The organism is Tateyamaria omphalii, assembly GCF_014651375.1.
Taxonomy (GTDB): Bacteria; Pseudomonadota; Alphaproteobacteria; order Rhodobacterales; family Rhodobacteraceae; genus Tateyamaria; species Tateyamaria omphalii.
Genome location: NZ_BMWT01000014.1, coordinates 16,735 through 39,485 on the forward strand (window position 1 = coordinate 16,735; position 22,751 = coordinate 39,485).

General features: G+C 54.3%; 24 protein-coding genes. 16 read left to right on the forward strand and 8 right to left on the reverse strand.

The annotated features are described in order from the left end of the window. Window positions 1–109: 109 nt before the first annotated feature. From IE087_RS23195 to IE087_RS23215, 5 genes are all read right to left on the reverse strand, one after another. The gene (locus IE087_RS23195; RefSeq protein ID WP_189371963.1) at window positions 110–334 is read right to left on the reverse strand and encodes a hypothetical protein; all 225 of its coding nucleotides are present in this window, start codon (window positions 332–334) and stop codon (window positions 110–112) included. Between the two features lie 191 nt (window positions 335–525). Continuing rightward, entirely contained in the window at window positions 526–1,380 is an 855-nt protein-coding gene (locus IE087_RS23200) for a hypothetical protein (protein ID WP_189371964.1), read from the reverse strand. Window positions 1,381–1,432: 52 nt separating this feature from the next. After that, the gene (locus IE087_RS23205; protein ID WP_189371965.1) at window positions 1,433–3,280 is read right to left on the reverse strand and encodes a ParB/RepB/Spo0J family partition protein; all 1,848 of its coding nucleotides are present in this window, start codon (window positions 3,278–3,280) and stop codon (window positions 1,433–1,435) included. 246 nt (window positions 3,281–3,526) lie between these two features. Continuing rightward, on the reverse strand, window positions 3,527–4,000 hold the full coding sequence (locus tag IE087_RS23210) for a DUF3768 domain-containing protein (protein WP_229801555.1): 474 nt from the start codon (window positions 3,998–4,000) through the stop codon (window positions 3,527–3,529). A 526-nt stretch (window positions 4,001–4,526) separates the two neighbouring features. Further along, entirely contained in the window at window positions 4,527–4,994 is a 468-nt protein-coding gene (locus IE087_RS23215) for a hypothetical protein (protein WP_189371967.1), read from the reverse strand. A 163-nt stretch (window positions 4,995–5,157) separates the two neighbouring features. On the opposite strand from IE087_RS23215, the gene IE087_RS23220 reads away from it, so the two are divergent. After that, a complete protein-coding gene (locus IE087_RS23220; RefSeq protein ID WP_189371968.1) occupies window positions 5,158–5,634 on the forward strand; it encodes a hypothetical protein in 477 nt (158 codons plus the stop codon). 24 nt (window positions 5,635–5,658) lie between these two features. On the opposite strand, the gene IE087_RS23225 is transcribed toward IE087_RS23220, so the two are convergent. The 3 genes from IE087_RS23225 to IE087_RS23235 form a co-directional block, all read right to left on the reverse strand. Beyond that, window positions 5,659–6,378 (reverse strand): hypothetical protein, encoded by a 720-nt coding sequence (locus tag IE087_RS23225; RefSeq protein ID WP_189371969.1) that lies wholly within the window; start codon window positions 6,376–6,378, stop codon window positions 5,659–5,661. 874 nt (window positions 6,379–7,252) lie between these two features. Then, window positions 7,253–8,047, reverse strand: coding sequence for a hypothetical protein (locus tag IE087_RS23230; protein WP_229801556.1), 795 nt, complete (start codon window positions 8,045–8,047; stop codon window positions 7,253–7,255). 114 nt (window positions 8,048–8,161) lie between these two features. Then, the gene (locus tag IE087_RS23235) at window positions 8,162–8,437 is read right to left on the reverse strand and encodes a hypothetical protein (RefSeq protein ID WP_189371970.1); all 276 of its coding nucleotides are present in this window, start codon (window positions 8,435–8,437) and stop codon (window positions 8,162–8,164) included. Between the two features lie 287 nt (window positions 8,438–8,724). On the opposite strand from IE087_RS23235, the gene IE087_RS23240 reads away from it, so the two are divergent. From IE087_RS23240 to IE087_RS23310, 15 genes are all read left to right on the forward strand, one after another. Next, entirely contained in the window at window positions 8,725–9,081 is a 357-nt protein-coding gene (locus IE087_RS23240) for a hypothetical protein (RefSeq protein ID WP_229801557.1), read from the forward strand. Next, complete coding sequence (locus IE087_RS23245) at window positions 9,038–9,670, forward strand: lytic transglycosylase domain-containing protein (protein WP_189371972.1); 633 nt, start codon at window positions 9,038–9,040, stop codon at window positions 9,668–9,670. Before IE087_RS23240 ends, IE087_RS23245 begins: the two co-directional genes overlap by 44 nt. Before the next feature lie 5 nt (window positions 9,671–9,675). Then, the gene (locus IE087_RS23250; RefSeq protein WP_189371973.1) at window positions 9,676–9,963 is read left to right on the forward strand and encodes a TrbC/VirB2 family protein; all 288 of its coding nucleotides are present in this window, start codon (window positions 9,676–9,678) and stop codon (window positions 9,961–9,963) included. 1 nt (window position 9,964) lies between these two features. Next, window positions 9,965–10,246 carry a VirB3 family type IV secretion system protein gene (locus tag IE087_RS23255; RefSeq protein WP_189371974.1) on the forward strand — a complete coding sequence of 94 codons (282 nt, stop codon included), beginning with the start codon at window positions 9,965–9,967 and terminating at the stop codon, window positions 10,244–10,246. Next, entirely contained in the window at window positions 10,236–12,602 is a 2,367-nt protein-coding gene (locus tag IE087_RS23260; RefSeq protein ID WP_189371975.1) for a VirB4 family type IV secretion/conjugal transfer ATPase, read from the forward strand. Before IE087_RS23255 ends, IE087_RS23260 begins: the two co-directional genes overlap by 11 nt. Window positions 12,603–12,783: 181 nt before the next feature. Further along, entirely contained in the window at window positions 12,784–13,908 is a 1,125-nt protein-coding gene (locus IE087_RS23265; RefSeq protein ID WP_229801558.1) for a lytic transglycosylase domain-containing protein, read from the forward strand. A gap of 20 nt (window positions 13,909–13,928) precedes the next feature. Next, a complete protein-coding gene (locus tag IE087_RS23270) occupies window positions 13,929–14,726 on the forward strand; it encodes a type IV secretion system protein (RefSeq protein WP_189371977.1) in 798 nt (265 codons plus the stop codon). Between the two features lie 3 nt (window positions 14,727–14,729). Next, window positions 14,730–15,386, forward strand: coding sequence for a VirB8 family type IV secretion system protein (locus tag IE087_RS23275; RefSeq protein WP_229801559.1), 657 nt, complete (start codon window positions 14,730–14,732; stop codon window positions 15,384–15,386). Further along, window positions 15,386–16,066 (forward strand): TrbG/VirB9 family P-type conjugative transfer protein, encoded by a 681-nt coding sequence (locus IE087_RS23280; protein WP_189371979.1) that lies wholly within the window; start codon window positions 15,386–15,388, stop codon window positions 16,064–16,066. The genes IE087_RS23275 and IE087_RS23280 overlap by 1 nt, the downstream gene beginning before the upstream one ends. Beyond that, window positions 16,063–17,625, forward strand: coding sequence for a TraB/TrbI/VirB10 family type IV secretion system protein (locus IE087_RS23285; RefSeq protein ID WP_189371980.1), 1,563 nt, complete (start codon window positions 16,063–16,065; stop codon window positions 17,623–17,625). The genes IE087_RS23280 and IE087_RS23285 overlap by 4 nt, the downstream gene beginning before the upstream one ends. Beyond that, window positions 17,625–18,626, forward strand: coding sequence for an ATPase, T2SS/T4P/T4SS family (locus IE087_RS23290; protein WP_189371981.1), 1,002 nt, complete (start codon window positions 17,625–17,627; stop codon window positions 18,624–18,626). Before IE087_RS23285 ends, IE087_RS23290 begins: the two co-directional genes overlap by 1 nt. A gap of 9 nt (window positions 18,627–18,635) precedes the next feature. Continuing rightward, entirely contained in the window at window positions 18,636–19,100 is a 465-nt protein-coding gene (locus IE087_RS23295) for a hypothetical protein (RefSeq protein WP_189371982.1), read from the forward strand. A 9-nt stretch (window positions 19,101–19,109) separates the two neighbouring features. Further along, the gene (locus IE087_RS23300) at window positions 19,110–20,123 is read left to right on the forward strand and encodes a type IV secretion system protein (RefSeq protein ID WP_189371983.1); all 1,014 of its coding nucleotides are present in this window, start codon (window positions 19,110–19,112) and stop codon (window positions 20,121–20,123) included. Window positions 20,124–20,133: 10 nt separating this feature from the next. Further along, window positions 20,134–22,209 (forward strand): type IV secretory system conjugative DNA transfer family protein, encoded by a 2,076-nt coding sequence (locus IE087_RS23305; RefSeq protein ID WP_189371984.1) that lies wholly within the window; start codon window positions 20,134–20,136, stop codon window positions 22,207–22,209. 45 nt (window positions 22,210–22,254) lie between these two features. Next, window positions 22,255–22,437, forward strand: a complete 183-nt coding sequence (locus tag IE087_RS23310) for a hypothetical protein (RefSeq protein ID WP_189371985.1) — start codon at window positions 22,255–22,257, stop codon at window positions 22,435–22,437. Window positions 22,438–22,751: the final 314 nt, after the last annotated feature.

Here is a 22,751-nt window from a genome sequence, read left to right on the forward strand (position 1 = left end):
ATGTCGTGCGGTGGAATACAGGACTTGAAGAACCGGTTTGGTGCGAAAGGTTGAGTTGGTGGCAGAAACGGGCTGCCAGCCAAACAGATTTGCCAGATGGATTGGCTTTTCAGCGCGCTTCATAGAATCGTATCGAGTAGAAGATCAAAGCGCGGCTCTGTGAGCCGCGCTTTTTTTGAGCAGGGTTATTCGTGTCCGAAAACAGAATAGAAGATATCATTTCCATCTGCATAATGTCGCTGGCTTTTGCCGTCTTGTGTTTGATGGCCGCAACACAAACCAGCCCATTATCATGGATTGCTGTGGCCGGGGCGGCGATGTGTTTGGTGAACATTGCGGTGAGTGTTTCGTCTCTCCGAGCCATTCACAAAGTCCCCCAGAAAAAAGGCCCCGCCGAAGCGGGGCCAGGTAGTATTTCCTCACCACAAGGAAAAATCGCGCCAGATAGCGACGGGGATAGGGGTTAACACATTCCCTTATCGCGGGAACGCCGCCACATTGCCATTAGTCATTCAGACATTGTGATCACGTTCCACAAACTCCGTCGCATTCGTCCAAAAAGTCGATCTGTTGCCCGGTTGTGCGAGCGTCGAAGTCAACGGCTTCGAGCGGTTGACAAGATCGGTGCATATACTCGTGACTCCGCATCCCTCGTGATTTGCCGTGCCGTCGCAGCGCGCGGTCAACCTCTACCGCATCATGGAAGGATGCCGGATCATCGCGGCGCATGTCGCGCCAAAAACGGTCGTTGTGGAACGGGCACCCGATGCAAGACGATTTGGGTGGGGCAGGGTAGCCGTGTTTTTCGAGCCATGCGAGACAATCGCCTCGGGACATACGCGCCTCGATGAGCGGCCAGCGGTGCGCCATCCAGCTTTCGCGCGCATCTTTCATGCGCTGCATCTCATCCGTGCTGATCCCAATCCACTGTTCTACACGGTAGCGGGATGCGTGCGCGCCCTTTGGTACGCCCAGCAAACGGCGGATTTCCTTACGGATCGGCACGATCTTGGCTTCGTTGGTGCACTGGCGGCGTCCCATGCCGCCTGCATCAAGAAAGAACGGGACACTGATGTAACGTCCATCGGCCTGCGCCGCGCGGTCCACGACTTGATCTCGAAGGTTCAGGTCTGAGACGCGGTGCACGGGGAAGGGCAACACGTTGCCCGACATCAGCCAATCGACATGTTCATAGACGGCTTTTGGTTCCCAATGCGTGTCTGCGAAGATTGCCACGTCTGGCATAGGTCCGATTTCGCCGTGCGCGGCCATCAGGGCCAGGGTGGTGCTTTGAACACCCGCACCCAAGGACAAGACGCGCAGGTCTGCACCTGTGACGGGTTCGCTGACACCGGGCCATGTTGGATGTTGGAAAGTCATTGTCATCTCCATCCGTGGAGGGGGCAGGGCGCTTTCGCGCCCTGCACACCTGTCACTCCATGCCTTCCGGCAACCATGCGTCGATCCGCGCGGCCTGCGCTTCGGTCACGCCTTGGGCCGCCCGGTATTCAGCATCACCAAACAGCGTTTCCAGCTTCTCGGCCTTCTCGCTCTTTTTCAGCTTGGCAAAGGTCGTGACTGTCGGGTGATCCTCGGCCAGTTCCAACAGATCACGCCAGAGTGTGACCATGTAGGGACCACCCACACGGCTGAAAAAATTGGCCGCTGTCGGTGTCCAAATCTCACGCGTGCTCGGCTGGATTACCTTGTCGATCATCTTGCGCAAGGTCGCATCGCCGCCTTTGAATTGCGCTGCCAGAAACCGCACCAACTCGCCGCGCACATGATCCTGACCCTTTTTTCGAAACGCACGGAACGATGCGCCAAAGTCCTTTGTCTGGTGCATGTTGCGTGCCGGATTTTCCGTCAGACGTTCGTCCAATGCGTAGCCATCGGCTTCTGTCGTGGGCCAGTTCGGAACGTCTGTTAGGGTGATCCCAAAGGGGTTCTGCCAGTTCAAATTATGGCTCAATTGGTAGGCCAAAAGGTCAATCAACAGGTCTGGGTCGCGCAGGACTGCGTGCTGGCGCGCCCCTTGTGAGATACGGGATAGGTCGTCGCGCAAGGCGTTAGCGATTGGCGATTTGGGCGCATCGCTGCTGCCTCCGTGCATCGACTTTTGCAACACACCAGCCTCAATCGCTGCCGCCTTGTCCTCGGGCCGGATCATGGCACCACTGAGTTGCGGCTTCCCTTGATTGTCGATGTAGAAAAAGCGGCCCGCATGGGCGCGCTGTTCTGCTGTAAAGTCGCCGTCTAGGATCGCTTGCAGGGCTTCAAGTTCGGCCTCACCTGCCGCGTCAATGACTTCACCCTCGGCCAGTTCCGCCAGTTCGTCATAGCGTGCGGCCTGTTCTTCGGACAACGCGCCCTCGACCGGGTACACCGTGCCATATTTGTTGTATCCCGCGTCCCATGAATAGAAATGGGGTTCCGGGTGCAGTTCGATCCATTTCCAGCCTTCGGCCTGCAACGCTTCAACAGCCTCGGCGCAGTGTTCCGCGAATAGAGCATCCAAAAGGCCGACATCATCAAAGAAGACCTTTTCCGCAAACAAGTCTGTGGTCTTGCGGCCTCCTGCCTCGATGTAAGCGGCTTCCGTGACATAGATTGCGCGGCGGTCCGTGTCTGACACCGCGTCTGGTTTCAGCATTTGTTTGATCTGATATTCGCTCAGGTTGCGGGTTTTGGTCCGTTCCAACACGTCTAAGGTCAGGTTTTCATCTGTACTGACGGTGAACGCGGCGGCTGTTGAAAGACTGATGTCATTGGCCTGCAAGGCGTCCAACACTGCCTCGGGCAGTTTCGCCAAGGCGAGACGGCGGTAGACATGTTTTTCACTCACGGCAAAGGCGCGGGCAATGGACGCGGGTGTGCCGCCCTTTGCTTCCATCATTCCATAGGCGCGGATTTCTTCTGCCGGATGTAGATCGCGACGGGCGACATTTTCCATGCTGGCCCATGCCTCGGCTGTTTCGATATCGGGTGCCAACATGACCATTGGGCTTGCCAGTTCGGGCCGTGTGGTCGCCAGATTTGGATGTTTTTCGGCCAGATAATGCAGGGCGCGCAAGCGGCGTCCCCCGGCCACAATCTCGGCTGTGCCATCGCCATGGTCATAGCCTGCAATGGATTGGATCAGGCCAGCATCCCAGATGCTTTGCGCCAGTTCGATCACGTCTGCATCTGGTACAACTTGGCGGGGGTTAAGGGGTGACAGAGTGAGGTTTGCGAGTGGAAACCGGGCCTCTGTGGCAATGATATCTGTGTGCTTTGTCATTGGGACATTCCTTGATGTGTGGTGTGGATTTTGGTATTGGTATCCCACCCCGTTTCCGGGGTGAGACGTGCCGCTTACGCGGTGTGTTGGTTTAGAAAGGCGAGGCCGATCTTGGCGGAGAGACCTCCCTTTCTCACAAGCTCAACAGCTTCTTTCTTGCGCTGCTCAATGAGTTCTTTAGGCATTTCATCACCTCCTTTCGGGCGCGGGTTGCGCCATTGACCGCCCCTTGCGGGACGCCCAATCTCAATATTCGTTTGGAAGCATTGCGGTGATGACGCGCACGGTTTGTGCGGGGTCTGTTGGGTCTTCGGACCCGCCCCTTAGTTCACGGTCGTAGTAGTCAATTTTGACGAACACTTTTGTGCCTTCGACTTCGGTCGAAAAAAAATCCCGTTGCTTGTAGGGGTCATTGTCTTCGGTGAAGCCATCAAAACTGGCGATGGCGGTTGCCAATTGGGCTATTTTGCCCGTTTGCAAGAGTTTTGCATTGACACCCGGTGTCCAAACAAACTGGAAACGGATGCCTTTCTCTTTGGCTTCCCGGTTTGCCTGAGAGTCTGCGAGTGCAGTTCGTACTAGATCGTTTTGACCTGCAATGACTTGGGTCTTGTCCATAACTTCTGCCATTTCTGGCCTCCTTGTGGTGATGCGGTCGGGTCTTGTTGACCTCTTTCCGCCAATGGGCTGCGCCTCCCCTCTTTTCTCTGGAAAACGCATGTTTTCCGGAGGACAGAGTGGGTGGGCGAAGCCCGACCCACGGGCCTGAACTGGACTGTCAACGCGCACCCTCTGGGGAGGGTTTGCCGCGAAAATCGGCTCCGATTTGTCGCGCGAGGAGGCCCAGAGGGCCGGGGAAATCGGCGACTATTTTCGGGGATGCGCAACTGTTGACCGGCCAGGGCAGGTCTGTTGGGCGGATCTGGATTGAAAAAGGTGTCAGCGTCCCTAGAGCGAAGCGGAGGGGTCGCTGTCCTTCTTTTCTTAGTCCCGCGATCGCGCGGGAGTGCGATGGATGCAAGGCACAGCCGCGCAGGCCGTAGGCCGAAGGCCCCAAGGATCGTGACCCAACGGGCAGATCGCCGTGGCCGCAGACGGACATGATACAAAGGATGAGGGCTGGCTCGGATGAGACAGTGCCAGGACTATTGGATCAGTTCGTGCGTGGGTGCGGTGTTCTGGGTGCAAGCCGGTTTCGCCGGCTGAAACCTAGAGCCTGGTGCGCCGCCGTTGGGCGGGGCAGGGGCTATTTATCGTCGGACGGGCGTACCGCTATGCAACTGACCTTAGTTTTAATTTCATCGGTTGGATTATTGAATGCTGTAAAATCAACGTGCCACGGGCCATCGTTAGCAGGCGGTATCAGCTCTGCGGAAAGCCTTGTATTGGTCCCGGTGGCCTCGATGGATATTCCGACGAAGAAACAGATATCGTTGGGGCCCGAGCCAGAGATAGATTTATCATCTGCTTGTTCCTCACCGTCTTTACCTGCGAGGCTGAGAAAAGGTTGGTCTTTGACAGTGACGACGGGGGCTTGTGTACATTCGCCCTTGTCTGGAAAAAAGTTCGTTCCGCACATTAGAGACCCCCTAAAGAGCAGCTGATATGTGATTGCAAAAGTAGCTATCAAAAGAGCAGCACTCAAAAACCATAGAGGTAACTGAGGCAATAATCCTGCAGTTTTGGGTGATAACTCAGGTGGGGTGCCCGACATAAAAAAATTTCCTGCGCTACGATTTTGCGTGTGCCGTACTCAACGCGAGCTTGTCATTCGTGCTTCGTAGCTGACAAGGCACAATTTGTTTAATAGCGTTGTCATGGTTTAAACAGGGTACATGTATAACGATGGTTGCTGCTGGAAAATCTGGGGTCGGAACATGCTGAAATTCAAACATCCTCTTTCTGACTATACTCTGCTAGGTTTGATTGGCTTGCTTGCTGCATTTGCCGTCCCTGGGCTACTACGTGGTGATCTTGGCTCTCAGGGCGTATTGATTTCGGTCTCGGCTGCGACGTTCATCGCGAGCCTCACGGGGCTGGTCATTTTCTACATGCGGTTCTGGGCCTATTTTCTTGGCGGTTGGTTCTTGCTGCTGCTGGCGAGCGATGAACTGCCACGCAGCCCGTCGTCGTTCCCAAGTGCGCTCGATCAGATCGTGTCGGGCATGTCCCATGCCTCGGTGATCACATTTGGCGGATACATGGTGCTGTATTCGATCGGGCGACAATTTGAGCCAGCCTGGGTCACGGAAAATCTTGTCCCCAAGGTTGCGGGCCCACATCCGTCAGCGACGGACTGGACAAGGTTTGGGGCATTGTTTGGACTGTCATTTGCAGCATTAACGCTCCTATGACGCAGTTTTTGATGCACTAACCTATCATCTGACTGGATATCTACCTTTACAGAAATTCGCCCATCTCTTGCTGATGGATGGATGATTGAAGCCAATTCCAAGCTGATTGAGGTGTTTTCGGAACGCATCTGCCGTGGCAGTGGTGCAAGGTGTATGTGGCCGTGATGGCAGGTTTTCATAGGCAATAGCGAGCCAGTGCTTGTCGTATTTGATCGGCCCTGATTTCGGGAAAGTTGGCGTGCAGCTTGTTTCGCGAGCCTCATTGCACCCATCTTTCTCAGAAATTTCTGGATTAAATATAGATCTCGAAGAGATTTGTTTATTAGGGCGACTCTTTGCGTCGCGCTGCTCTTTCTTTGCTTTGGCTGCAAGCGCACCGAACCAGGCTGAAAAGCCGGTAAAGTCGATCCGATTGAGCAGGTTTTTGAACTTGTGCCCGGGGTTCTTGCGGTAGACGCGGGCCGCGATCCCTACGCGCTCCAGATTGGCAAACCATCGCTGCACGGACCGTGTGGTGACGCGGAAATGATCTGCGATGGCTGCAACCGATATCGGCCGCGTTTGGAACGCGCGGTCGGCTGAAAAGTCGTACCGGCGCTGTTCAAGGAAGCGCAGGAGGGCCAGCAAAGCGTTCGCCATATTGCGGTTGAAATTGTCGTAGAGGGTCGGTGTGACCACTTCGTCTACATACGTGTGATAGGTCGCCGTGTTCGGCGTTGGGGGCGCGGATTTCGCACGTGTCATTGCTCTGTCTCTCTCGTTTAAGAGCAAGACGGTGAAGGGCAATTCTTCATTATTCGCACAAATGCGTTTTTTCTTGCCTGCTGCGATCTGGGGGTGATATGATCGACCTATGTTTAGAGAGGTTTCAGAGTTGGCGCTCTGTGATCATAGCTCCCCCGGAAGGTTCACCGCCTTGCGGGGTTTTGCTTTTTTGGTTGGTCCGTTCTTCCTTTCATGTGTTGGCAGAAAGATGCTGCCGGGTTGTTTGGGGTTTGCACCCAGGGCTGAAACAGGTGGTGTTGCTGTTCCAAGCCAAGGCACAAAAACTCGGTTCGCACAGATGCGGTTTTTGCTTGCTCGGTTGGAAAGAGGGATGGTAAAACCTGATCAACGCGTAAGCTGATCGAGAAGTTGGCGCTTCTTGGTTTTTCGATCCCCCCGTATAGGCCGCCGCCTTGCGGGGGTTTTTGTTTGGATCGCGCGTTGCTCCTTTCGAATCTATGCAACTCCTAGCTTAGCATACAACAGTTTGTAGTGACTGCTTCGCTGTTGGCAAATTGTTGCGTCTGGGGCTAATTCTTGTGGTTTTTTCAAGAGTTAGGCCAAGATGCAAAAACTCTGTCCGCACAGATGCGGTTTTTGCTTGCCGTTGCGATGTCCTGAATGATAAAACCGAGCTTGAAGTAGTTAGCCTTTTCGGGATTCCCGTCCCTAGGTTCTATCAAACCCCCCTCGCAAGGTTCCCGCCTTGCGGGGGGTTTGTTTTTGGTTGGGGTGGTGCCTGCGTCTCCTTCTTGATTCTGCTCTATTGTTCTTTTGCTGTTAGATGTACCCAAGATGGTAGGGCGGCGCAATTATTTGTGAGTGGTGGCGTCCGCCCTACTACGGATAGTCGTTAGTAGTGTACTGCCTCGTAGTCGTAGTTGCCTTCGTGATCACGCCATTCGATGAAAACAGACCTATTGCGCACCCCAGGACAATCGCGACCGTAGCTGCTGAGCCCCGCTTGTACTGGCGCTGATCCTGCTCCCACCCGGCGCCAGGAAAAACGCCCTTGAGAGTCGTAGACGCCCATGCGGAGACGGCCGCCACGGTCGCATTCGCCCCCATCGCTGGAACTTCGGTAGTATTGGCGCACGTCGATGTCGAAAACGCGAATGGACCGAATGAAGGCAAACTCTGGCCCTGATACATCAACGTCAGCGCCCGGCGTGAGTGCCAGTTGAAGAAAGGCGAGGGGGTCGAAAGATCCGTCTTCGCGGCGCATGTCTGCGAGCGTCAGCTTGGCTTTGTTAGTATGGTCTTCGTTCAGTGTGATGGAAACCGATTGTGGATTGTTGAAGCCAGACGGACCGATGGTGTCATAGTGGTTGTCGTCGGGATGGTAAGTCGTCATCGGCGGCGGCGCGTCTTTGAACGCCAGATCCATGAGCCTTTGCGAAGGAGACGCGTTGCTTGCCGCAATGCCCATGGGGCAACGCCAAATTTGCAGCGGTGGCTCAATCGGAAAGGGCGTGATCCGGCGAATGAAAACGGCCCGTGCGTGTGCGCATGGCCCGGATGACGGCCAGCCACCAGCCAGGCACAACAGGATTGCGCAATCGACTTGATATGCTTCTGCGCGGTCCGCGCCGATGATCGAGATTCCTAGGACAGCTGCGGCAGTTGTGGTTAACAAGCGTTTGATCATGCTGTGCCCTCCTGTGGATAAAATTCTGCTGAACAATAGCAGCGACTTTTTGATACGTCGATAGTGTAATGATATCGTAACACTGCGATATGATCAAAACTCGGTATTGATTTTCTATTTGCGTTCGGTTTCAATGATGGCGTTGAGGCGGTCAACGTAGTCGCGGTGCGAGACTTGCAGGCAGTTTAGGTATGCTTGCGCGTCGCTGAAAAAGGCGTTCATTTCCTCGCCGCGCGTGCGTTCGATTGCCGCTAAATACGCTTCGTCCAGGATCGGTTCTTCTGGGGGAATGCAGAAATGGATGATCTGCGTGCCGATTGTGGGGTCCTGCTGCGTTTGTCCCAAATCTGGGAAAACTAGGAACGCCCAGATAAGCCATATTTTGCGCATGTTTGTTCCTTTAAGCTGTTCTGTTGCCGTGCGTTTTGTCGCGCAGGTTTTTTAATAGCTCGGTGTGTTTGGTTGTGGCGTGGGCCGTGAGACACGCGCTTAACGGGAATTTCTCAACCTTAAATGAGCCTCTTTACAGTATCAAGTTTTGATGTCATGCAGGGCTTATGAGATCAAGACGGAGTTTTGATGCAAAGCGCCTTTATGATACGTGATGTCGATAGTAAGCCTGTGCCGTACAATGGTCAGAGGCTTCTATGCGTTCTTGGGAACTTGCACCCGTGATTATGATGAAATCCTTCAGGGAGGATGTCAGCGCGGGTGCACCGGTAGAGGTTTTGGCCACAGAAGATATCGTTACCAACCGTGGGTCGGTGACGGGAAAGTGGGTCCTCTACATCCTCAAGAAAAACGACATTGATGAGTCGTTTCGGTCGGTGTTGGTGAAACAGCGTGCGGCGGAGCCGCGCGTTTACACAACGCCGAACGGTCTCGTCGGTATCGCTATGGAGCTTGGCGTCAAGGAAATCAAAATTCCACACGCAAAAGGCCAGAGCGCGTTCTGGTCGGTTGATGTGTCGCCAGACGAGGACCGTGTAGGTGAGGACGACGATAGCGAGGGTAGCCCTTCTCGCGGCGGTTAGTGCACCGCTAAAGGGTAACGCAGATAGTGTGCTGGTCGTCGGGCAGGGCGGCTTTGTTCCCTACTCGGGATCGAAAAGCTTATTGGCCTTCTCGAAACCACGTGTTGAACCAGAAGCTTCCGTAAGTGTCAGCCGCGCCCTGCCGCGTTCGCGCAAGGCGACACCGGAAATCCTAGCCGCGATTAATGAAACGGGCTTTCGGTATTCCAAGCATCCCGGAGTGATCAAAGCAGGGCTGTCGCCTTTGCAGTGGATGTCACTGTTTCGGGCCAACATCGAAATTGAAAGTGCATATAATCCACGCGCAACATCAAGTGTGGGTGCGTTCGGCTTGGGTCAGCTGATGCCTGAAACGGCACGCGACCTGGGCGTTGATCGGAACGATATGCACCAGAACTTGGACGGCAGTGCCCGTTATCTGGCGGGTATGCTGGATAAATTCGGCACGAAGGAATTGGCGTTGGCTGCATACAACGCCGGTCCCGGCGCTGTCGAAACCCATGGTGGCATTCCGCCATATCGAGAAACCCAAAACCACGTTGTGAAGGTGGTCGGGGTTTACCAACGCATCGTAGCAAACGGGAGCTAGAAAGCATGTATCGAAATATCGCCGTTATGGCGTCTCTCATGGTGTTGGCGGTTAGTATGCCCGCCTATGCCCAGGCAATAGACCTGAGCGCTGTAAACTCTGTTCTACAATCGGTCTTGGATGCACTGACGGGCCTTACGGGCCGGTTGGTTATGACCATTGTTGCGGTCGGTGTTCTGATGGCCGGAGCCTTCAATTTCCTCGACTGGACCCGCGTCTTTACACTCCTGTTTATCATCGTTGTGATTGGGGTTATTCCGACGTTTGTCCAAGCCATTTGGGGCACCGCCTAAGATGGCGCAGGAGCGTGTCGCATTCGCTGTTGCTGTGAACCAGGGAAGCCGCTTGTTCGGCTTGCCCTATTCCTTTGCGCTGCCGTTCTTTGCGGGCACGGTTGTACCATTAATTTGGTCTGCGAGCATCTGGACAATCGTTTGGTGCATCATCGTCTACGCCGCTTGCCGTTTCGCCGCGGAAAAGGATGAGAAGATTGTCGATGTGTACCGGAACGGCTTAAGCGCCGTTCCGGGCACGCGATCACGTAAGATCTTCGGGGGCGATAGCTATGGCCCTTGATGTGAATAATGTCGCTGCAAACATCGTCGCCCAGGCGGGCAACATGCGGCATGGGTTTATGCACGTTCCATACGTCTCTTTGGTAGATGATGTGACCGTGCGGCTTGCAGACGATGGTTTGATGTCCTGCATTCGTGTCGATGGTCTCGACGCGATGACCACACGCGACGAGGAACTGGACCTTCTTAAGAAGTCTTTCGCGTCCGTGCTGGCGCAGATGGGTAGTGATTTCATCGTCTACACGCACAAAATCAGTCGCAAGATCGACTTCTTGGACGATCTGGACGTGTTCAAAGATCGTGGCTTTTCCTACGAAGTAAATAAGCGCTGGTCTGCGGGCTTGAAGCAACGAGAACTGCGGGACACGCGTCTGACAATCTCGGTTGTCAAAACCTCGCGGTTGAAGCGCGGTTTCCTAAGCGCTTTCGGCGGTGCAAGCCGCCTTCTTGAAGGCAAAGATACACAACGCGATCTGGAAATTCTGGCAGAGGTGGTTCGGTTCGTGCGGTCTGCACTTGGAACTGAGCGCACACGTGTGCTGTCAGCTTCGGAGGGTGGATTGCTGGGCTTTCTGGGCTCGGTCCAGACTGGCAATGAACAGCCAATATATCCGAGCCGTTCCATCACGGTCCTGAGTGATGAAATTCTGTCCGAACGTGTGACCTTTGATAAGGAAGGTTTCGAGCTGACGGATGGCCCGGATGGGGACCGTTTTGGTGTGATCCGGGCGTTGAAGTCTTACCCACCTGTGTCGTGGGTGACGATCTTTGACGACTTCGCACTACCGTGCGATTACGTCATTGCTCAGAGCTTCGCACCGATGCCAAGTGTCAGAGCCGGTGAAAGCATCAGGCGGAAACGCCGGGTGATGAAGGCCACAGATGACGCGCGCAAGAGCGCCGAAGAGGTCATGCAGCGGCTGGAAGAAGCCGTGTTGGTAAATGAAGTCGCTCTTGGCGAACACCATTTCACAATCTCGCTTATTCATCCCGACCGCTCTATGCTTCGTGAGATGGTGTCCGAATTAGAAGGCGCCGGAAGCAATGTCGGTGCCCGACTGGTTAAAGACACGGTTGTAAAAGCTGCGCATTATTTCGCGCAATTTCCCGGCAACATTGCAGCGCGATCACGCAAAAACATCATATCGAATATGGACTTTGCTTCATATGCGTCACTCCACCGGACGGCGCTTGGCAAAGGTCGTTCCGAACTCCCATGGTCAACGCCGATTGCGGTGTTCCCGACGTCGACAGGTGGGCCGTATCGGTTCTCCTTCCACCGTAAGGGTACGTCTGTCAGCGAGCCGCCAGCGGGTCACACGTTGATCATGGGGGAAACTGGCTCGGGTAAATCGCTTTTGGCGTCCTTGTTGATGACGCAGGCACAGCGGACAGGTTCGCGGGTATTTTGCTTCGATTACCGAGGTGGCTTGGAAATGACGATCCGCGCGATGGGCGGTCGTTATTCGGTTGTCGAAAGTGGTCGCCCCACGGGTCTCAACCCGTTGTGGGTTGAAACGGACCAATCGGGGATTGATTGGATCACGAACTGGTTAGAGCAAATTTTGTCGCCCGATGAACGGCTGACGGCGCTACAAAGCGCTGCGATCACAGACAATATCCGTACCAATGCAGCTGCCGACCCGATGCTGCGCAATTGGGGTGATTTTGCGGGTCTGTTTGCATCGACCGATGACGGCGGGGAATTGGAGCAAAAAGTAAGAGAATGGGCGGAGTATGGGCGTTTTGGCTGGGTGTTCGGCCAAAATACAGAGGATACGTTTTCGCTAGATGGAAATGTTGTTGGATTCGATCTGACGCAAATTCTTGATGCGCAGTCCGACCGGGAACGCATGGCGGTTCTGACCTATATTTTCCGTCGCATCGAGCGCCAGATAGTCGATAGGCAACGCACGATCGTTCTGATTGATGAAGCCTGGAAAGCTATCGACAACCCCTATTTTGCGTCTGTGATCGAAGGTTGGCTTGCCACTCTGCGGAAAGCGAACGCAGTGGTTGTAATGCTCACGCAAAACCCTGGTCAGCTTGAAAAAAGCAGGGTGGGCAACCGGGTCTTTTCCTTCTTCCCGACGCAAATTCTGTTTCCGGACGGCAAGTCGGCTCGTGATGATTATGCAGCTTTGCGTCTCAATGATGCGGAATTGGAAATTGTTACGAACCGCGCGCTTGGTCGCGAATTTTTACTTCGCGATGACCAAGGCTCGGTGGTGCTTAATGGCGACGCCTCATGCCTTGGTGACTTCCTGCACATTCTCGGTGGTGGAACGGCTGGCCTGAGCGTCGTCGGGACCGACTACCGAGACAAACCTGACTTCTGGCGAGAGGCGATGAAATGAAGATTGTTTTTGCAATGCTGGCACTGCTGGCGGTCGCGGCTTGTGTGGCGCCAGGTGCGAAAGAGGCGAGATGTGCGTGTTTCACAAGCACGGGTGAGCCAACTGGAAACTGCGATTTCCAAGCCGTGAGCGGTGCGCCAGCCACGTTTTCGTTCGCAGATACTGGTGCGGGCCCATGCTGATGAAACGGTTGCTCCTGTCGGCCGCTTTATCCGCGTATGCCGGCGCTGTGATGTCGCAGGGTGTGCCAATTTTCGACGCGCAGCAGTTCGCAAAAAAGCTGGAGATTTTTCGTCAGCTTGAACGCGACGAGGATACGCAAGTTGAAAAGGCGAACAACCGAGCGGAAATTCGCAGCTTTCAACAGCAACAGATCGACACGCTGGATCAGATGATTTCCGCGTTTTCTTCGGTGTCTACGTTTCACACGTCTTTCGTCGGCGGTGGCGGCGACACCTATCCAGGTATTGAACAGACTTACGGTCCGCTCGCGAACCCAGCAGGCGGCGTGATGTTCGGGGATGCCCGCGAAGATATCGAAGCCCTGATTGTTCGCGGATCGCGCGACACTTACAGTCATCCCGGCGTTGCAAAAGCTGGCTTGTCGCCGTTACAATGGCGGTGCCTGATGCAAGCACTGATCTGGCAGGAAAGCCGGTTCCAGATTGGAGCGAAGTCGCCGAAGGATGCGTTTGGTCTGACGCAGATTATTCCGGGTACAGCAAAAGGTCTTGGAATTTTCCCGGACTATTACAATGACCCCTATCTACAGGTCGTCGGCGGTGGCCGGTATCTCGCGCAACAGCTAGACCGGTTTGACGGCAATATCATCTTCGCGCTTGGCGCGTATAATGCCGGTCCTGGCCGGATCATTGAGTACAATGGTGTTCCACCGTTCAAAGAAACGCAGCACTACGTGCAAGTGATCCCCGCGAAATACAATTCGTATTTGCAAACCATTGGTGGGGCGGAAGCGTTGGGGACGCTCGATCCGGCCGAGTACGCGGTTGCAAATGCAAGTCTGATGTCCACCGGGTCTATGGCCTATGGCGAGTACAATTTGAACACGGCGCAGCAAGCATTGCTGCGGGTCCGTGGCTTGGTGGAGCAGGTGGGGACCTCGGCCACCGTGAAGGACTCGTATGACCTCAACACGCAAATGAAGGCGGAAATCCTGTTGATCCTCCTCGAACGGGTCAAAACGAAGGCTGCCCGCACGCAAGCTGAGGCCGCGCAAGTCGCATGGCTTCTGACGAAACAAAGGGAAGCTGTCAAAGCGCTTGATTTGACGCTCCCGGCAAACTGAACACCAGTAGGAGATCTGACATGTTCACATGGAAAAAAACGACCCGGTTACTGGCAAGTGCAATCTGCGCGGCTGCCCTATGCGGCGGTTCTGGCGCGTATGCGCAAGGTGTTCCGACAATTGATGGACGCAACCTGCTGCAAGAAATCGCGCAACTCGAACAGTTGGCTAAGGACTTTGGCATCCAGACCGAACAGCTACAGGCTTTGATTGATCAAATCCGCAAGCTCGAAGAGCAATTGGCGCAGCTTGAGGAAATGCGGCGTCTTATCTCTGACCCGACCGAAATCATTGGTCTTGCTATGGGTCCAGAGTTCGACGGGATTTTGGAAGGTGAATTTGACCTCGATATGGTGGGTGCGATCGCGCGAGGTGCGCGCGGTGATTGGAGCGGCGTGATTGGTGGGAACGCCGAACAGGTGGTGTCCCGGATTGAAGGTGCGTTCACATCGGCTGGCACTTCGCAGGCGGAAATCACCGCTATGTCTGAATCATCGGACCCCATCATGCGAAACAATGCAACGGGTGCTGCAAGCAATGCGGCCACTTCTGCGGCTGCGGAAGTCGCATACGAAGAAGCCAACCAGAGCCGCGAACGTGTGGTCCAGCTGGTTGACGAAATTGGCGCGCTCGACGGTCTGAAAGAGTCTGTCGATCATAACACCCGCGTGACGGCGGAACTTGCTATCGCCATGGCCGCCATGTGGCAGCTTGAAAGCGTGCAGACGATCAACGCTGGCATGGGGGGCGTTTTGGATGCCGCAACTGCCAGTGAAATTCAAAAGTACAACGACTTCACGTTGCCAGATTTCGAGTAACCAATGGCCGAAAAAAATGTGCAATCTTTGCAGGATGCCGAGGTAATATACGGCGCTCTGCGCAGGGAACGAGTCTGGCAAATGGCCTTTATGGGCATGACGTTGGCAGCCGTATGTTCCGTCGGTGCAGCGGCATTTGTTGTTGCTGGCGTGCGTCCCCCTGCGCCCGTGATCGTGCCCTTTGATCCTGCAACGGGTGTGGCTGTTCCAAATGCCGCTGTTGGTGCGATTTCCCTAGATGAGCGACCTGCCGTGGTGCAGTCGCTGGTCTATCAATACGTGCTGGATCGGGAGACTTATAACCAGGTCGACAATGATCTGCGCATTAATCGCGCCCTTGAACGGTCAACAGGTGCCGCGCGGTCTGGTCTGGTCCGCCTGTGGGATTCTGGATCACCGGATTTCCTGCCGTCACAGTTTGGGGACAAAACAATCGTGAACACGATTGTCACGTCCATCAACATCATCGACGACGGCCGCGTCCAGGTCCGCATGCGCAAACAGTTGATTAGTCCAGACGGCGAAACGGTTGGCAATTTCACGGCGAATGTCGCTTTCAACTTTGACCCCGGCGAGCAACGGACGCTCGAAGCCGTGTGGCAAAATCCGCTGGCCTTTGAGGTCACAGAATATTCGATTTTTGCAGACCGGGGGACCTGATGAAACAACTCCTTAAATCCATTGCCCTGTGCGCTTTGATGGCAAGCCCTGCGCTTGCCGAAAAAGTCCCGCCGGGTAGTCGGCTGGACGCCCGCGTGCGTGTAACACCTTACGTTGATGGCGAGGTATTTGTACTTCGCACAGGTCTGACCCGCGCAACGACTGTCGAATTTGAACGCGGCGAACGTATCGTGTCGATTGTGGCCGGTGACACGGAAGGATTCAATTTCGAGTCTGTTCCGGGGGACAGAGTGTTCGCTGTGAAGCCTACGGCACGTTCTGTGCGGTCGAACGTGACTGTCTACACCAACCGGCGCAGCTACTATTTCTCCATCCGCGAAGGCGCAAACCCGTTTTACGTGCTGCGTTTCGCATATCAAGAGCGCGCAGCGCGGCAAGCTGGCGGCACTGTCAATCGACAGGTCAACAACAGGGCGTATGGCGTAAATGAGCGCAATGATATCACGCCGACGCGGATCTGGGACGACGGCGCGTTCACGTATTTCCAGTTCGCGAAAAACGCGCCCGTGCCAGCGGTGTTCCGCGTCACAGGCAACCGCGAGCGGAGCGTCAATTCCTCAGCATTGGAAAACAGGATCGTTCGGGTGAGTGGCACCAGTCAGCAATGGGCTTTGCGTCTCGGTGATACCGAAGTGTGCATCGTGGAGATTATCCAATGAGTGATATTGATAACCTTAAATCGCGTTTGAGTGCCATTGAAGGTGCGACGGATGCTGCGGCTAAAGGTGGCGGCGGTGGGACCTTCCTAAAGGTCACGGCGTTCCTCGCGCTTTTGAGTATCATGGGATTTGGCGGATTTTTCGTCGTCAACGAACTGAATAAAGACAATGTGTCAGTCCCGATTCCTACGAATGAGGCTAGTCAGTTCCCTGATGATCGCAATGCAGGCGACACCCTGGCCCTACCAGAACAGCCCGCGCCAGTGGTTATTGAACGCCCTGTGCCAACCGTTGTTCCTGACAGTGCCGCGCTTGCCCGTCTCGAAGAACTGGAACAAGAACTAGCGCGCGCCCGCGAGGCGATTGAACTCTCCACGACCGCGACAGAGGCAGAACGCCAATTGCGCCTTCAGCTTGAGCGGGAACGTGCAGAACGTGATGAGCAAATCAGATCACTGACAAGTGCAGCCCGAAGTGACCAGGAGCGGACCGCGACGGCCATTGAAGGGCTTGAGCGACAGATTGCTAACTTGTCCAGGGCGCTGGAAGCTGCCGAGCGGTCAGCTGAGTCTACTCAAATGGAACTTGAGATGGGCGCGCAGGAGCGTGAGAGTGCATTGCGCTCCCAATTGGCCGACTTAGAACAACGCTCGTTGGAAGAGCGCGCACGTCTTGAAAGGGAGTTTGAAGAACGGCAGCAACGGATCGCAGACCTGCATCAGCAGGAGCTTGATGCCGCGCGCCTTGTCGATCCGCTGGAACAACAGCGCTTGGCTCAGGAGGCTGAAAGGCTCCGTTTGGAAGAGGAACGCCGCGCGCGTGTTGAAGAACTGCGAGCACAAGCTGAGGCTGACCGCGATGCACGTATAAATTCGGGCCTTGTTGCGTTGAGCAACACCGGCACCGAAGAGGCCGGGTCTGGCGCTGAAAGAACACTATCGGACAATGCCGCATTTGTTCGGTCTGCGATTGAAAGAGTGCCATTGGCGACTGCTGATGTGTTTGCTGATCCGTCTTCGACGGTTGTCCAGGGTACAATTATCCAAGCGGCATTGGAGGTGGCAATTGATAGCTCGTTGCCCGGAAATTTGCGCGCCATTGTTTCCGAGGACGTATTCAGCATGGACGGCTCGCGGGTATTGGTCCCGGCTGGCTCCAAGGTCTTTGGGGAGTACAGCGATGGCATCATTACGGGTCAACGCCGCATTTTGATCCGGTGGACCCGGATTGTTACGCCGTTCAATCAATCTGTGAATATTTCGTCTTTTGGTGCTGATCGTCTTGGACGGAGTGGCACGGGTGGTGCCGTAGATACACGGTTTGGCGCGCGTTTCGGGCAGGCCGCATTGATTTCGATTATCGGTGCCGCGCCGGAGATTATCGCCAACAATGCGACAGATAATGATAACGTGCAGGACACAGTTGAAGACATTGGCGACGGGTTCGAGAGCGCGACGGACAACGCTTTGAACAGTGTGCTTTCGATCCAGCCGGTGATTTTCGTCAAGCAAGGCGCGCAAGTCTCTATCATCGTTGACCGTGATTTGGAGTTCAGCTGATGCCGGATGGCGATTTCGACAAGGGACCCTCTTACGTCGATGGCGCTTTTGAAAAATTGCGCACAATCCTGAATGATCGGATTGTTGAAGTCGCAATCAATCCAGATGGAACCATCTGGATGGAGAACCAAGGCGACGCGTACATGACGAAGACCGATTTGGTGCTAGACAAAACAGTTGTTGAGCAGATGTGCAGTCAAATGTCTTCTGGTGGCGCTGTACGGATGTCGCAGCAGCATCCACTTGGTTCTTCTTCGATTAACTACAAGGATTGGCTGGTACGGGCGCAAATTATCCAGGCTCCTGCTGTTCGTAGAGGTCATTCGCTGTCGTTGCGTTTTTTCAAACCGAAGACGCAATTGTTTGAACCGGCATACCTTGATGGCACACCGAAAAGTGCAAGCGCCGCGCGTCGCGAGTTGAATGAGCAAGTGGCAGATTTGGCCACGTCGGATCTTCTGGCCGCGTTGAAACTATGTGTCGCTGAAAAATTGAACGTGGTGGTATCTGGCGGCACCAACACAGGCAAAACGACGGTCGCACGTTGGTTGATTTCGAATGTCGATGACAAGGAACGGATTATCACCATCGAAGACACGCCGGATTTGATGCCACAGCAGCCCAATAAGGTAATGCTGGTATCAGATCGCGAAAGTGACGTGCGGGGCCCTGATAAACTATTGCAGGCCACGCTTCGAATGCGCCCTGACCGGATCATTCTTTCGGAAGTCACCGGCGCAGACGCCTACACGTTCCTGAAAGCCATCAATACGGGCCATGGTGGTTCGATCACAACTGTCCACGCTGAAACAGCAGAATTGGCAATTGAGCGCTTAGCGCAAACTGCATTGGAGTCGGGTGTCAACATGATGTACCTCGACATGATAAGCTACGTGCAACGCTCCATAGACATCATCGTTCAAGTTGGAAAACGGGACGGAAAAAGGGGTGTCATGGAGGTTTATCTTCCGGAGAATTTTGACCCGACTGATCGGGAATAGGAGGTCACTATGCTGTCGACTGCTTTGAAAACGCTTGGGGTACTGGTGCTGTTCGTTGTGCTTCTGACGGGTAATGTCTTCGCGCAAGGCAACGATGTAGATCCGGATGTTCGGAAGCGCGCAACGGATTTCACGCAAGAAGGAGCAGAGTGTCAGGCCGAGCGAGTTAAACCGGACTGGTTTAATGAAGGCGCCGATACCTTTCGCACCAAGTGGAAAGTCACGCTTCGAGAGGACTATTACCGTGTGATCCGACGCGAACACGCTTTGGAAACGGGTGAGTGCGATTGTGCTGCTCGATATCCAGATCCGACACCTTGGAAAGCAGAATTTGACGAGCTGATTGCCCTTCATACCAATCCGCAAGGTTTGAAAGTTTTTCCTGAGTTCGATCCCAACAATCGGCTGACACACAGATTAAGCAAAATCTCAACCAACCTGAATTTTCAGCTGGTCGAACAGTGTTTCAAATAGGGGACAGGCATGGGCTTTATTGAGTTTCACTACACGCAACTGGTTTCGTTCTTTCAAAGTGTCCAGGAGACGCAATTTGGTGCGGTCGCTGCATCGGCAGCGGTAACTGGACAGCTGTTGGCAACCTTGGTCGTGATCGTAACACTTGTTGTGGCTGCAAGCGGTCGCGGTTCTTTTTCTTGGGGCGACGCAATTAAGCTGGTGTTTGTCGTGGCACTCGTTGCTCTGTTCATGCAGAACTGGGCCGATTTTAATGTTCTTGTCACCGCATTGGTGTCATTTTTCGATAGCTTGAGGGACAGCTTCTTCGCTGGCGCAGGCGTTGGAGGGGAGGGGTCGTTCCTTGGTGAACTAGACAATGTGTTAGAAAGAGCCCTTGAATCAGCGACGACTGCCGCTGGACGACTTGATATTTGGGGTGCTGTGCAAAACGCTTTTGTGTTGTTCGCATTTGGTACTCTGTCTGCCGTCGCTTTGCTTGGCATGATTTTCTCATATGCCCTTTTGACCATCGCCATCAGCTTTGGTCCCGTCGCGATAATGTGCGTCTTGAGTGACAAGACGCGGAACTATTTCGAAAAATGGATGGATTTCATGGTTACGGCCCTGATCTTCCCGGTGATTATTGCTGCGATCCTGGGAACGGTCATTGTGATGATGGGGTCTGCGTTCTCCATTGGAACAGATGAACCGACTGCCGGTATTTTCTTCCCGGTGGTGGCGTCTGTGCTGACGGGCATCATTCTCATCATAACAACGCCGTTTGTCGTTACGGCACTCACCGGAAATTTGTCTTTGGGCAGTCTCGCGGCGCGAGGTGCGGCGATCGTTACTGCCGGAGCGTCACGTGCATTCGGGGGGACTGTCGCAGGGCTTAGCGGTGCAGCACGAGACACCTCTGCGTACATTCAGAACCAGCGACAGTTTGGCAATGAGCCATACGCAAATGCTAATCGGGCGCATGCGTTGCATCGGCAAATGGAGCGGCAAGCCCGATTAAACCGTCCTCGTACTGGCACATAAGGAGATCCACATGCCACGTCAGATCAAAGCTGGCCTATTCCTCGGTTTTTTTGGACTGCTGGTCGGGTACGTGCTGGTCGTGGAGTTTGTGAATGCTCAGCTGTTCACAAGCTACGACTTCTTCACCCTGGCATTCGATTGGGAACGCATCATGCGGCTCAATTGGGATGTGTTTCTGCAAGCCGTGGCAATCATGTTTGCCTGTTTCGGTGTGGCGGCGTCCTTTGGTGCACATTCTGCAACACAAGCACTGACGCGCGTGGGAAAAACGAATTGGCAGTCCAGCTGGTCGTTGCGGTGGAATGGATTGCTGGGCACGCCTGGCGAGGGTTTTGTGGTTGCAAAGACGACGCGACCGTTTTGGCCAGGACAATATCTGATCTACGAAGAAAAGCCGCATTGCGTCGTCATTGCACCCTCTGGGGAAGGTAAGGGCGTGGGCTTCGTCTATCCTAACCTTTTCACGTTCAAGGGCTCGACCGTGACTCTCGATATCAAGGGCGAAAACTATGACACCACGGCACGGTGGCGCCACAAGATGGGTAGCAAGGTCTTCCTCTTTGCGCCGGTTGAGTTTGAAGAACTGTCGCACCGATACAATCCCTTGGATCGCGTCGGCAAGTTGACCAACCCTGCAGAACGGCAGCTCGAACTGGAGCAAGTTTCAACGTTGTTTCTGCAGGGCGAGCGGAACCTGGAAACTTGGATCGAGGGCGCGCGTGAAATGTTTGTCGCGGCGGGTGGCATCGCCTATCAGCGGGGTCGCTTTACGCTCGGTGGCATCTACGATGTCTGTGTGAGCGCGCAAAGTACCCTTAAAGATCATTTTGGGAAACTGCGCGACGAAGCGCATGACCCGGATCTGCAAAGAGAATTGAACAAACTGGCGGTCTTGGATGAAAAAACGCTGTCCGGTTATCTGTCTGTGATGATGACGGCAGGGTTCAAGCAGTGGAAAAACCCTCACATCCGCAAAATGACAGATGTCAGTGACTTTTCATTCGACAACATCCGCCGTGATAAGATGTCGGTCTATTTCAAAGTTTCGGAGCCGAAGTTGAAGGTTATCGCGCCTCTGGTCAGGCTATTTTTCAACGAACTTGTTGCGACGATGCAAAATCGCATGCCTGCTAAGGATGAGCCGCACAAGGTGATGATTATCCTCGATGAGTTTCAGGCACTAGGGCGCATGGACACGGTTGCCGATGCCATGGCAACGATCCGTGGCTTTGGCGGCCGTATCGCGATCATCACGCAAACCATCCCGCAACTTGATGATGTGTACGATGAAAATCGCCGTCTGGTTATCCAAGGCAACGCCGGTTTGAAACTGTACATGACGCCAAGCGATGAGCGGACCATCGAGGACGTTTCGAGTGCTTGTGGCATGACCACTCGTAAGGTTGTTTCGGTATCTCAACGCCAGGGCATTGGAGAAAAAAAGACGTTTTCGGAACGTACCGAAGAAGTACCTCTTTTGACCAAAGACGATGCCCGACAAATGAAGGGTGATCGCGCCGTTGTTGTTGTGAACGGTATGCCGCCGATCAAAGCGTTCCGCATTCGCCACTTCAAGGACCGCATGTTCAAAAGGTTCGTTAGCAAGTCAAAAGGGTTGTCCTGGGACGAGCTGACGAACGACTTGGTCAAACAACGGGTGATCGAAGGCACGACCAACCTTGCGCCGAGGTCGCCGGCACCGGCCATTACTTCAACACCACAGCCTGCAAATGCACTGGAACCGGTACCCACCGTTGATGCTCAAACCATGTTAGAAAACGCGTTGCCCACAACGGAGCAATATGAGAGCCTGCGCGGCCTCATAGAAAAACTGTTTGCTCTTATGCACCGCGCCGAAAGTCTGCCGGAACAAAAAGCGGAATTGACAAAGCAAACCGAAATCGACGCTGGCGACGCCCAAGCAGCGCCGATTGATACAAATAGTCCTGAAGAAATTGGCAGGTCTCCGGACGATGAAGCCGCCGCTTTAGCCTCAATGGATAATGCAGTGCCAAAGCGTCGTTCCAGGACTGCTTTCCGCCGCGACACTCAGCTGGACGTCGAGATCAAGGGCAAACCGGCCTGACTGCGTGATCCATAGACAATTTCAACAACAAGAAGGGAGGCTGGAATGGCCACTGAAACCATGAAACTTCGTGTGAAGACGGGCGAAAAGGACGGCAAGAATTTCTGGGATGATTGTGGTGTCTTGTTCGTCAACAAAAACGACGATGGGGCGGTCACTTCGGTGACTGTCCGCCACAACATGTTTCCGAATGTGGAAATGGTGGCGTTCCCACCTAAAAGCGATTGACCGGGGGCATACTCCTCCTCGGTTGATACGGCTGTGCGGCGCTTGCACCCCCAAGAAGTTCGCACAGCCGTTTTTCGTGAAACGTCGAAAACTCGAACAACGCATGTTCCAGCAATATGGGACGTGATATCAAAGCATCACAGGCACTACGGGCCGGATGTAACTTACGAAAAGCGTCCAACAGAACGAAAGGACGAACTGATGTCGATCAAGCTAGATAAAATGAGTTCGAAGGAGCTACAGCAACTCATCGAGGACGCGAAGGCCGCGCTGGTTGCTCAAAAAAAACTGGACAGGAAAGACGCACTGGCCGC

Excerpts from the sequence above, each read along its gene's own strand:
- IE087_RS23210 (WP_229801555.1), bottom strand. The coding sequence starts at position 4,000 with ATGCGTTTTCCAGAGAAAAGAGGGGAGGCGCAGCCCATTGGCGGAAAG.
- IE087_RS23300 (WP_189371983.1), top strand. The coding sequence starts at position 19,110 with ATGGGCTTTATTGAGTTTCACTACACGCAACTGGTTTCGTTCTTTCAA.
- IE087_RS23195 (WP_189371963.1), bottom strand. The coding sequence starts at position 334 with ATGTTCACCAAACACATCGCCGCCCCGGCCACAGCAATCCATGATAAT.
- IE087_RS23285 (WP_189371980.1), top strand. The coding sequence starts at position 16,063 with ATGAGTGATATTGATAACCTTAAATCGCGTTTGAGTGCCATTGAAGGT.
- IE087_RS23240 (WP_229801557.1), top strand. The coding sequence starts at position 8,725 with ATGATGAAATCCTTCAGGGAGGATGTCAGCGCGGGTGCACCGGTAGAG.
- IE087_RS23270 (WP_189371977.1), top strand. The coding sequence starts at position 13,929 with ATGTTCACATGGAAAAAAACGACCCGGTTACTGGCAAGTGCAATCTGC.
- IE087_RS23305 (WP_189371984.1), top strand. The coding sequence starts at position 20,134 with ATGCCACGTCAGATCAAAGCTGGCCTATTCCTCGGTTTTTTTGGACTG.
- IE087_RS23220 (WP_189371968.1), top strand. The coding sequence starts at position 5,158 with ATGCTGAAATTCAAACATCCTCTTTCTGACTATACTCTGCTAGGTTTG.
- IE087_RS23235 (WP_189371970.1), bottom strand. The coding sequence starts at position 8,437 with ATGCGCAAAATATGGCTTATCTGGGCGTTCCTAGTTTTCCCAGATTTG.
- IE087_RS23225 (WP_189371969.1), bottom strand. The coding sequence starts at position 6,378 with ATGACACGTGCGAAATCCGCGCCCCCAACGCCGAACACGGCGACCTAT.
- IE087_RS23255 (WP_189371974.1), top strand. The coding sequence starts at position 9,965 with ATGGCGCAGGAGCGTGTCGCATTCGCTGTTGCTGTGAACCAGGGAAGC.
- IE087_RS23280 (WP_189371979.1), top strand. The coding sequence starts at position 15,386 with ATGAAACAACTCCTTAAATCCATTGCCCTGTGCGCTTTGATGGCAAGC.
- IE087_RS23310 (WP_189371985.1), top strand. The coding sequence starts at position 22,255 with ATGGCCACTGAAACCATGAAACTTCGTGTGAAGACGGGCGAAAAGGAC.
- IE087_RS23265 (WP_229801558.1), top strand. The coding sequence starts at position 12,784 with ATGAAACGGTTGCTCCTGTCGGCCGCTTTATCCGCGTATGCCGGCGCT.
- IE087_RS23290 (WP_189371981.1), top strand. The coding sequence starts at position 17,625 with ATGCCGGATGGCGATTTCGACAAGGGACCCTCTTACGTCGATGGCGCT.
- IE087_RS23200 (WP_189371964.1), bottom strand. The coding sequence starts at position 1,380 with ATGACTTTCCAACATCCAACATGGCCCGGTGTCAGCGAACCCGTCACA.
- IE087_RS23260 (WP_189371975.1), top strand. The coding sequence starts at position 10,236 with ATGGCCCTTGATGTGAATAATGTCGCTGCAAACATCGTCGCCCAGGCG.
- IE087_RS23230 (WP_229801556.1), bottom strand. The coding sequence starts at position 8,047 with ATGATCAAACGCTTGTTAACCACAACTGCCGCAGCTGTCCTAGGAATC.
- IE087_RS23215 (WP_189371967.1), bottom strand. The coding sequence starts at position 4,994 with ATGTCGGGCACCCCACCTGAGTTATCACCCAAAACTGCAGGATTATTG.
- IE087_RS23295 (WP_189371982.1), top strand. The coding sequence starts at position 18,636 with ATGCTGTCGACTGCTTTGAAAACGCTTGGGGTACTGGTGCTGTTCGTT.
- IE087_RS23275 (WP_229801559.1), top strand. The coding sequence starts at position 14,730 with ATGGCCGAAAAAAATGTGCAATCTTTGCAGGATGCCGAGGTAATATAC.
- IE087_RS23250 (WP_189371973.1), top strand. The coding sequence starts at position 9,676 with ATGTATCGAAATATCGCCGTTATGGCGTCTCTCATGGTGTTGGCGGTT.
- IE087_RS23205 (WP_189371965.1), bottom strand. The coding sequence starts at position 3,280 with ATGACAAAGCACACAGATATCATTGCCACAGAGGCCCGGTTTCCACTC.